The 9466-nt window shown below is 59.2% G+C and carries 13 protein-coding genes and 1 pseudogene; 5 read left to right on the top strand and 9 right to left on the bottom strand.

The window, feature by feature from the left end; all coding sequences use genetic code 11:
* The 3 genes from ACPYOI_RS32790 to ACPYOI_RS32800 form a co-directional block, all read left to right on the top strand.
* A partial coding sequence (locus ACPYOI_RS32790; protein WP_481423941.1) for a nuclear transport factor 2 family protein occupies nucleotides 1–444 on the top strand: 444 nt, incomplete at its 5' end.
* A gap of 82 nt (nucleotides 445–526) precedes the next feature.
* The gene (locus ACPYOI_RS32795) at nucleotides 527–1174 is read left to right on the top strand and encodes a glutathione S-transferase N-terminal domain-containing protein (protein WP_481415407.1); all 648 of its coding nucleotides are present in this window, start codon (nucleotides 527–529) and stop codon (nucleotides 1172–1174) included.
* Nucleotides 1175–1178: 4 nt separating this feature from the next.
* The gene (locus tag ACPYOI_RS32800) at nucleotides 1179–1727 is read left to right on the top strand and encodes a carboxymuconolactone decarboxylase family protein (protein ID WP_481415406.1); all 549 of its coding nucleotides are present in this window, start codon (nucleotides 1179–1181) and stop codon (nucleotides 1725–1727) included.
* Nucleotides 1728–1892: 165 nt separating this feature from the next.
* Here ACPYOI_RS32800 and ACPYOI_RS32805 read toward each other — a convergent pair whose 3' ends face one another.
* From ACPYOI_RS32805 to ACPYOI_RS32835, 7 genes are read right to left on the bottom strand one after another with little or no spacing between them, the layout of a single operon-like run.
* Nucleotides 1893–2663, bottom strand: a complete 771-nt coding sequence (locus ACPYOI_RS32805) for an SDR family NAD(P)-dependent oxidoreductase (protein ID WP_481415405.1) — start codon at nucleotides 2661–2663, stop codon at nucleotides 1893–1895.
* A gap of 23 nt (nucleotides 2664–2686) precedes the next feature.
* Nucleotides 2687–3655: an NAD-dependent epimerase/dehydratase family protein gene (locus tag ACPYOI_RS32810; protein WP_481415404.1), complete on the bottom strand. Its 969-nt coding sequence runs from the start codon at nucleotides 3653–3655 to the stop codon at nucleotides 2687–2689.
* Entirely contained in the window at nucleotides 3652–4332 is a 681-nt protein-coding gene (locus ACPYOI_RS32815; RefSeq protein ID WP_481415403.1) for an amino acid ABC transporter permease, read from the bottom strand. Before ACPYOI_RS32815 ends, ACPYOI_RS32810 begins: the two co-directional genes overlap by 4 nt.
* A 9-nt stretch (nucleotides 4333–4341) precedes the next feature.
* A complete protein-coding gene (locus ACPYOI_RS32820; RefSeq protein WP_481415402.1) occupies nucleotides 4342–5013 on the bottom strand; it encodes an amino acid ABC transporter permease in 672 nt (223 codons plus the stop codon).
* A 55-nt stretch (nucleotides 5014–5068) separates the two neighbouring features.
* A complete protein-coding gene (locus tag ACPYOI_RS32825) occupies nucleotides 5069–5932 on the bottom strand; it encodes a substrate-binding periplasmic protein (RefSeq protein WP_481415401.1) in 864 nt (287 codons plus the stop codon).
* A gap of 28 nt (nucleotides 5933–5960) precedes the next feature.
* Nucleotides 5961–6872 carry an allantoinase PuuE gene (locus ACPYOI_RS32830; RefSeq protein WP_481415400.1) on the bottom strand — a complete coding sequence of 304 codons (912 nt, stop codon included), beginning with the start codon at nucleotides 6870–6872 and terminating at the stop codon, nucleotides 5961–5963.
* A gap of 4 nt (nucleotides 6873–6876) precedes the next feature.
* Nucleotides 6877–7356: an ureidoglycolate lyase gene (locus tag ACPYOI_RS32835; RefSeq protein WP_481415399.1), complete on the bottom strand. Its 480-nt coding sequence runs from the start codon at nucleotides 7354–7356 to the stop codon at nucleotides 6877–6879.
* A gap of 186 nt (nucleotides 7357–7542) precedes the next feature.
* Between ACPYOI_RS32835 and ACPYOI_RS32840 the strand changes: the two genes are divergently transcribed.
* Nucleotides 7543–8208, top strand: coding sequence for a GntR family transcriptional regulator (locus tag ACPYOI_RS32840; RefSeq protein ID WP_168833045.1), 666 nt, complete (start codon nucleotides 7543–7545; stop codon nucleotides 8206–8208).
* Nucleotides 8209–8362: 154 nt separating this feature from the next.
* On the opposite strand, the gene ACPYOI_RS32845 is transcribed toward ACPYOI_RS32840, so the two are convergent.
* Together ACPYOI_RS32845 and ACPYOI_RS32850 are read right to left on the bottom strand one after the other, a co-directional pair.
* Complete coding sequence (locus ACPYOI_RS32845) at nucleotides 8363–8797, bottom strand: GntR family transcriptional regulator (protein ID WP_481415503.1); 435 nt, start codon at nucleotides 8795–8797, stop codon at nucleotides 8363–8365.
* 18 nt (nucleotides 8798–8815) lie between these two features.
* Nucleotides 8816–9010, bottom strand: a pseudogene (locus tag ACPYOI_RS32850) (GntR family transcriptional regulator); the annotation flags it as partial.
* A gap of 161 nt (nucleotides 9011–9171) precedes the next feature.
* Here ACPYOI_RS32850 and ACPYOI_RS32855 point away from each other — a divergent pair.
* A partial coding sequence (locus ACPYOI_RS32855; RefSeq protein ID WP_481423942.1) for a transporter substrate-binding domain-containing protein occupies nucleotides 9172–9466 on the top strand: 295 nt, incomplete at its 3' end.

Raw genomic sequence — 9466 nt, forward strand, 5'->3', positions numbered from 1 at the left:
CAGCTCGAAGACCGCGAGGCAATTCGGGAGCTGCTGGCCGAATATTGCTTCCTGCTCGATGGATACCAGCTCGCTGAGTTTTCGAGGCTGTTCACCGAGGACGGCGCGTGGATTTCGCGAAACGGAGAGGCGACTGGCCCTAAGGATATCGAGGCGCTTCTGCGACGCCTTGTTCCGGAGCCGGTGCCGGGAAAGCGGCGCAAGCACCTCACGACCAATATCATTATCAAGCTGACCGGCGACGAAGCCCGTGTGAAGTCCAACTTCCTGGTCGCGCGCGATTCCGAAGACGGGCCGGTGATCGCGGTCGCCGGAACCTATGAGGACCATGTGGTCCGCGTAGGGGCGGGCTGGAAGTTCCGTTCCCGCCGCCTGTTCCACGACGTTGCCGGCGAAAGCGGTCTCAATGATACCGGGCCGGCTCCGCAACAGGGCGCCTTATAAGGTGCCCTGATTTGAAAGATCGCGGCCGAAGCCGGCTTTCCTGCTTCCGCCGCGATCACCCGGATAATTCAAGGAATACGGAATGCTGAATTCGGCTTCTAATGAAATCGTCCAATCGGCGATGGTATTACGAACGACAATGACCTCTCCCTTCGGCCGCAAGGTTCGCATGGCGACGAAGGTGCTCGGGCTCGAGCCTGTCATCACCATCGCGCCTGCCGATACGCTCGACGAAGACGATACTCTGCGCCGGCAGAACCCGCTCGGCAAGATGCCGACGCTGCTCTTGGCCGACGGCAGCGTCATTTTCGACAGCCGGGTGATCGTCGAATATCTTGACGGCCTGAGCGGCAGGCCGCGGCTGCTGCCGCAGTCCGGGGTCGAGCGGTATCGCGCCCTGACGCGCGCGACAATTGCCGACGGCATCATGGATGCGGGCCTGCTGATGGTCTATGAGGGGCGGTTTCGGCAACCGGAGCAAACGTCCGAACGCTGGCTGTCCCACCAGCGCGGCAAGATTTTTCGCGCTATGACATCCATGCAACAGGACCTCCCCGATCCGCATACCACAGATCTTGTATCCATAGGCCTAGCCTGCGCATTGTCCTATCTGGACTGGAGGGAGCCAGTGCGGTGGCGCGGCGATTTTCCGATCCTGGAAGACTGGCTCAACCGTTTCGCCACATCCGAGCCGGCGTACAATGCCACCGGCCGGCCGGAACAGGGATGACGTCATGGTGCGTTTGAAGACACCCGATCCGGATAGGTTGAGCGACGCTCAGCGTGCCGTCTATGATGCCATCACCTCCGGCCCCCGCGGCGGCGTTCGCGGTCCGCTGGCGATCTGGCTGCATCGGCCTCAGCTGGCCGATCTCGCCCAATCGCTCGGACGCTATTGCCGCTACGACACGCTGCTGCCGCCAAGGCTGTCCGAACTCGCCATTCTGGTGACGGCGAAGGTCTGGCGCTCGGAATATGAATGGCAGGCGCACAAGCCCATCGCCCTACAGGCCGGCATCTCGCCCGAAGTCGTCGATGCGATCAGGGCAGGGCGCAAGCCCGATTTTGCATTGGAGGATGAAGCGGTCGTGCACGATCTGGCTTTCGGCATCCAAGGCGAACGGAAGGTCGATCAGGCGCTATATCACAGGGCGGCCGCCGTTCTCGGGAACGAGGCGCTTGTCGATCTCGTCGGGGTGCTCGGCTACTACGGGCTGATTTCGATGACCATCAATACGTTTGAGGTCGGTCCGCCGGATCCATCAAAGCAAGAGATGAAATAGCCGTGGCTCTCGCCGCTAGAATGTCGGCAGGTACCGATCTTTGCGATCATTCCGAAGGAAGTAACGACTTCGAACTGGCGGTGAGGTGCTTTCGGAGCGCCTGCCTACCGGATAAGGCCGTGAGAAGTTTCCGGCCTGAACTGGTTGCAGATCTCAGAACGAGGGTCACGCGGCCATCCATCCGCCATCGACAAGCAGATTATGGCCGGTGATATAGGTTGCGTCGTCGCTCGCCAGGAATAGTGCAGCATTCGCGACATCCGCCGGCTTGCCGAGCCGCGGCATCGGAGTGCGCCGACGGGAGTAGTCCAACATTTCCGGCAGGACGGCTCGGCCGGTCTTGCCTGTCAGTATCTTTCCGGGAGCGACCGCATTGCAGATGATGCTGTCGGCGGCATAGTCGGCCGCAATCTGTTTGGTCATATAGACGAGACCTGCCTTGCTGACGCCGTAAGCGAGGTCGCCTGGCGCGGAAACCATGCCGTGCTGGGAGGAAATGTTGATGATGCGGCCGCGGGCCTCATTGACGATTTCCTGTCTCAGCATGACGCGAACCGCAGCTCGGCTGCACAGGAACGCGCCCTTCAGATTGACATCCATGACCCGGTCCCAATCCGCCTCTTCGGTATCGGCAAGCGGTGTGGGCGCGTGGATTGCTGCATTGTTGACAAGAACGTCGAGCCGACCAAATCGCGCCCTGCTCTCTACGAACACCCGTTCCACATCATCAGCCCGCGCAATGTCGGCCTGCAGGAAGATGGCCTTCGGGCTGATGGCGTTGAGCGCCTCGATAACGGGCACACCGCCTTCAACGACTTCGCGCGTAATGTCGACGGCAACGATGTTGGCGCCTTCCTCGCAAAACCGCGTCGCTATTGCGCGGCCGATGCCGGACGATGCCCCGGTGATGATGACGGTCTTGTTTCGCAGACGCATGCCGGTTCTTTCCTTGTTGGAGGCTAGCCGCTGACCGAGGCAAGCCAGGACATGTAGTCCTCTGCCGCCACGCGGCCCGAAAATGCCGGCTGGAAGCCGATATCGGTCTTGATCCGCTCAATATTGAGTGGGGCTCGGTCACGTGACAGTCCGAACCGGATATTTGCCGCTTCTCCTGGTCCTGCGATCTTCCATTTTCGCGCCCGGGGGAACGGTTGAAGCTCCTCGGCCCACTCCGCGAGGCTCGTCAGCACCTCGCCGCCGAGATTGTAGATCGTGTGCGGGAGAAAGCCGGCAGTCAGAAGCGCCGCGATGCCCCGGCCGGCATCCCGGCTATAGAGCCAGTCCCCTCTGAGCGCACGGGGAAGAACGACGTCCTCGCCCCGCAGCCAGGTATCGAGCACCTGGCCGTGCGGACTGAGGATGGGGCGCAGGCCCGTCTTGTACTCCCAAGGACCATAGACTGGACCGAGCCTGACGATTGTCAGGTCCATGCCATAAAGCTGTGCGAGACGGATGGCCGTGTTTTCGGCCGCGAGCTTGGAGATGCCATAAAGACTTGTCGGCGCCGGCAGAGATTCATCCTCGCGATATGTACCCCACGCCGGAGGTTCCTCGCCATAAACGGCCACGCTGCTGACAATGATAACCCGCGGCCGCGACGCCAAACGCGAAAGCGATCGCATGAGATTTGCGGTGCCGCCGATGTTGACGGCAATAACCGCCGCGGGATCGCGCATTTCTGCTTCCCGGTCGGGTGTCGCGGCGGCCAGGTGAACCACTGCCTCCGGTTCCACTGTGTCGAAAAGACGATCGAGATCGGCGCCGTTTGCGATGTCTCCGGCGATGAAGGACGCGCTGCCGAGAAGAGGGACGAAACGGTCCGGCATCGGTTCGCGTCCGAACAACACGACATCCCGATCCGCTCGCTCGAGTGCCTCGGTCAACGCCAGGCCGACAAAGCCGGTGCCCCCGGTGATAACGATGCTCATCGCTGGTTGCTCCCGATGATGGCTCGCCTCTCCATGCGGGACACCCAATGGGAGAAGGGCCAAAGCATAATGAAAAAGATGAGGGCCGCCGCTGTGAGCGGCGTCGGGTTATAGGTTTGCTCCTGTGCGACGCGCGCCGAGCGAAGCAATTCGGGCAACGCCACCATCGAGGCGATCGACGTCGTCTTGATGAGCTCCAGGGAATTGCTCGCCAAAGGAGCGAGCACCTTCCTGAGAACCTGCGGCAGGATGACGAGGATCATGGTGTGAAAACGATGGAGACCGAGGGCTGCCGCGGCCTCATGCTGACCCTTTGGGATCGACTGGAGACCGGCGCGGAAAATCTCGCCGAAATAGCCTGCATTGTTGATCACCAGAGCAACGACGACAGCGGTGAAGTTGCCGAGCGTCACTCCAAAGAAAGGCAGGCTGTAAAAGATCAGAATGAGCAAAACGATGACCGGAAAGGAACGCAGCAAATCGATCAGTATGATCACCGCGCGACGGGAGAATGCTCCACCGAAGCTGTAGATCATTGCTACCGCGAGTCCCGACAGTGCCGACAGCGGCAACGAGACAAGCGCCAGCAGGACCGTCAGTTCTAGCCCTTGCAACAACAGCGGATAGATCTTCAGGAACGACGGTACGCTCGCGAAATTCTGGAGGAAGAGATCCATGGCTGCTCCTTACTGAGACCGGGCAAACCGCTTTTCAAAAGCGCGGCTCAGCCATACGAGCGGAATGAAGAAAGCGAGATAGAAGCCGGCGGCGAGCGTCAGAGGTGACGGATTGGCATAGATGGACATGGCGCTCTGCGCGCTGCCAAGGGCTTCCGGAAGCGAGATTGCAGCGCCAAGCGCAGTGCCTTTGGTTATGGCAATCGAGCGGTTTGTCACAAGCGGGATGGCCAGCCGAATGGCTTGGGGAAGGATGATCAGACGCAGTGTCAGCACGCGGGAGATCCCGAGGGCGGATGCGGCTTCCCACTGGCCTTTCGACACCGCCATGATGGTCGCCCAGAAGATTTCGGCGGAGAAGGCCGCAAGCACAGCCGCCAGGGCCAGCGCGGTGGCGAAGAAAGGTGAGAAAGTCAGCCCCAAATACGGCAAGCCGAAATAGATGAAGATGATGATGACCAGCTGCGGAAGGGTCCGAAAGACCTCCACGTAGATGGTCACCAAGCCATTGATCAACCGGCTATTCGTACAGCGCAACAGGGCCAGGAAGAGGCCGGCCATAACACCGATGACGATCACACAGACAGCCACCTCGACCGTGACGACGAAGCCGCTGAACACATCCGGCAACGCTTGCGCCATTACCGGTCCATTGAAGTAGTTTTCGAGAATCTGGTTCATGTAACCCTCACCATGGAACGCGGCGCGGTCAAGCCGCGCCGGATCTCAAACAGGGTCAGTTGCAGGCGAGCTGATGAGGTTTCCCATCGTAGCCCTTGAAACCCGGAGCACCATAGCCCGCATAGACGGTGGTCAGTGCGGTGCCGTCAGCCGGCTTTTCCCCGTACCATTTTTCGTAAAGCTTCGCCATTGTGCCGTCCTGCTTCAGGCACTCGATGGCGCCCTCGACCTTGTCGCGATAGGCCTCGTCGCCGTAACGGAACGCGTAACCGAAGTTGCGGCCGTTGAAATCCTTGAACCCGACCTCGATTGCCGGGTTCTGGCTGGCCGCATAGACCGTCGTCGGGATCTCGTTCAAGGCGGTAAAGGCGCGGTGGGTAATCACTGCCTGAACTGAATCCGGGAAAGTTTCGTAACGCTGAACCTCGAAGCCATATTTTTCAGAGTTTTGCGTTGCCCAGGTGTCGGAGATTGTGCCGCGGTTGACCGCGAGGATCTGCCCCTTGAGGTCGTCCAGGTTCACAAGCTTCTCACCTTTTCTGACGAGAAAACCATTGCCCGTCGCAAAGAAGGGCTCGGTGTAGAGCATCTTTTCCGAGCGCTCTTTCGTGATGTTAAGCGGATTGACGGTGAATTCGATGCGCTTTGCGAACAAGGCGGCGAAAAGCCCGGAGAAGTTGACATCCTGAATATCGACCGACGGACGGCTGACCTTCTTTCCGATCGCGTTGATGAGATCGACGCCGAAACCTTCAGGCCCGCTGGCACCGCGCACCATCCATGGCGCGACGCCGAAATCGGAGCCGACGACGAGCGGCTGGTCCTGCGGATGATCGTCTGCAAGCGCGGCGGTGCGTGACATTCCGAAGGCTGCGAGGGCGGTCAGAAGTGCGATTGTGCTGATTGTTTTTTTTGTCATTGCATTCCCCTTTTGTTGCATGCGTTGGTTACGGTGACGGTTGATGATGCTGATGCCAGTGCCTAGCGATGTCACCACGACGGCAGACCCAGACGCCGTCATGGCGGGAGACGTGATCGAGGAAGCGCTGGAGCCCGGCGGCGCGTCCGGGATGCCCGGCGATGCGAAGGTGGAGACCGACCGACATCATCTTGGGCGACTGCTTGCCCTCGGCGTAAAGGAGGTCGAATGCGTCGCGCAGGAATTGGAAGAATTGATCTGCCGTGGCCATGGCGCCGCGCATGAATTTCGCGTCGTTATTGGTCAAGCTGTAGGGTACGACGAGATGATTGCGGTCGCCGACCTTCACCCAATAGGGCAGCTCGTCGTTATACGCGTCGCTATCGTATGAAAAACCGCCATGTTCAACGAGCAAGTTGCGGGTGTTGATGCTGGGTCCATAGCGGCAATACCAGCCTTCCGGCGGGGTGCCGATCGACGCCTCGATGCTGCGCACTGTCCTGGCAATTCGCTCCCGTTCTTCATCGACCGAAAGTCCGCGGTGCTGCTCCCAGCGCCAGCCGTGCGCACAGACATCGAATGCGCTCTTGCGCAGGTATTTGCTTATGTCGGCATTGCGCTCCAAGGCCAGGGCGCATGCCATGACGGTCGCAGGAAAACCTCGCTCCTCAAGTAATCTCGCCACGCGCCAGAACCCGACCCTGCTTCCATATTCGAACATAGATTCCGCGGCGAGGTCGCGGCCGGGGAAATTGCCGGAGCCGCCCTCCGTCAAGGCAGCTTCGCTGGCGGCATCGCCGTCAAGGATGGAAGGCTCCGATCCTTCCTCGACATTGATGACGAAATTCAGCGCCAGTCGTGCGTGGTCCGGCCATTTCGGGTCATAGCCCTTTGATCCGTATCCAACAAAGTCTCTGGTAAGATGCTCTATCGGCTTCATCGCTCTATGCTCCCGAGCTGATACCGAGCGGCGTCGCCAGCTCAAAAAATTCGTCGTTGTCGGCTTTGTCCGTCACTCCCATCGTGACGAAGAATTCCGCCGGCGCGGTCAGCGCCGACAGCGGCGCGTGCCAAACATTCCGGCGATAGATCACGCCCTGACCCGGCTCAGCGACGAAGGCTTTGATCCGCTCGACATCGGGATCGCCTTTGGCATCGTCTGGGCACACCACTACCAGGAATCGCGTATCGCGCAGCGGAACGAATCCCTGGTCGGAATAGGGATGCCGCTCGAGTTGTGTTACTTTCGTCGGCAAAGTCGCCGCCTCCGATACCTTCGAAACCCAGAAGGCACGACGCATGTCGTCTTGCGCATCGATGAAGTCGATCGACAGTGCACGACGGCGCTGGTCACCCTCATGTTCGATGACGTCGCCGAATTCGGCGAATTCCCGTTGGGTGAGCGGTTGAATAATTCGATCCACGCAAACTCCATCATAAATCCCACTGGGATACCAACGGGGCACGAATGGAATTTATCGGCAAAAAATATATTGTAAAGCGGAAATGAAAAAGCCAGGGCCGGCTTGTACCGGCGGGACCCCGTTGGGATTGCTCCCCAAGCTCCAATCGTCTAAGGAGAATTCGACGGGATAATTCAAGGAATAAAAGTGCAGAACGACGCCGCACTCGCGACAACGCGGGATCAAACAAAGATTTCCGAGCAGGCCTACCAGTACATGCGGAGCCTGATACTGGCGCGCGAACTCGGGCCGGGAGACGTTTTCACGGAACGCAAACTCGCCGAGCAGATCAACGCGTCGAGAACGCCGCTAAGGGCCGCAATCAATCGGCTCGTCGGTGAGGGCCTCGTGGCCCGCTTGTCGAACGGCAGTATCGTCATCCGCCAAGTCGCCGTCGAAGAGCTGATGGAGATCCTCGTCATTCGCCGGCTGCTCGAGGGAGAGGCTGCCGCGCAGGCCGCCCATCGCAGCACTCCCGGTAGCGTCGACAAGATCCTGGAAAAGAGCCGCGCCATCCTTGAGGACCCCGACCTGGAATTCGATCCGTTCTGGGAATACGACGACGAGTTTCACCTCTTCGTCGCGGACGCGAGCGGCAAACCCTTGCTTGCGCAGTATATCCGCAATCTGAGGGACAAGGCGCGTATGTGCCACGTGGTCCGAATGGAGAAGAATTTCGAGCAGCAGGCCCGCGAGCATATCGCCGTCTTGGAGGCTGTTGCTGAAAAGAAGCCGGATGAAGCGCGGCAGGCAATGGCAACCCACATCGACCGCGTAAGAGAGCGGTTCATGCGCTGGCTCTTCACAGAATAGGCCGGCACCCTGAAGCGGATGCGGAGTGTGCGCGGCTTTCGTGCGATATTCAGCTTCAACTTTTTGATTCAGAGACGGATTCGGATTTCAGGTCGATGACGTGAATTCTCCGGCTTTACAGTGCCCTGAGCTCATATGCGAGGCGGGCTCTTTTCTAGCGCATGCTCAACAGCTTCAAGAATCCAAGCCTCACTTGGTCGATGTGATTTCGCATGCATTTCCGAGCGAGATCTCCATTGGTCTCCTGGAGTGCGCGCAAAATTGCGAGATGTTCCATGCAGGTCTCATTGAAACGGTGAGGCAGCTTCTCGACGTTGCACATTCTGATCAGGCGGCGCACCGTTGTAACCGACCGGCCAAGCCAGCGGTTCGCACAATATCTGGCGACCAGCGCATGCAGTTCGTCATCCAACCGCCAATGCTCTGATAGATCAGGCGAGGCCATAGCTTCTTCAATCCTGCCGATCAGACGTCCCAGTTCGGCTTCTGGAATTTTCCCCGCCGCCTGCAATGCTGCTTCGCCCTCAAGAAGCCGCCGAAACTGGATGAGCTGAGCAAAGTCCTCCAGGCCAAGTTCGGTGACCGTCAACAATCCATTTGGCGCGCGATCGACAAGGCCCTCACCGACGAGGCGTGAGAGAGCGGCGCGGATCGGCGTTCGGGAGACACTGAGCTTTGCTGCCAATGCTCGCTCTTCCAAGAGGTCGCCAGGTCTAAGCTCGCCGGTTTCGATGAGCGACAGCAAATGCTCATGAGTCTGCTCGGACAGGCGGCTTGCATCAACCGTAGCGCTTCCCCTCATTGCTGCCTCCTCAATGATGCGACCCGCCTTCTCCGCGAGTTCGTTGTTTTGGCGATTGACACTTCTGGTTCGTCGCTGTTACGGTATCTTAGTGGGATACCAGTGGGATTGTCTAGGGATTTCCCGCCAGAACCAAAGGGGAATGAAGGATGCTGAAACTTTTGATTTCGGCGGCCGCGATTTCAATCGTCGCCGCTGCTGCGAACGCCGCCAGCCTTGCTGACATCAAAGCCCGCGGTTATCTGAACGCCGCAACGAGCGGTAATCTGCCACCTGTAAGCTTCCTCAATGAAAACAACGAGCTGGATGGCTATGACATCCAGGTCGAGAAGTACGTTCAGGATAAACTTGGGGTGGAGATTCGGATGAACCGGCTTGACTTCAAGGGCATTCTCCCCGGCCTGCAAACAGGCCGTTTCGATGCCGTCTTTTCCAACGTCAACATCACTGAGGACC

The sequence above is a fragment of the Rhizobium sp. SVR5-2C genome (assembly GCF_056755115.1).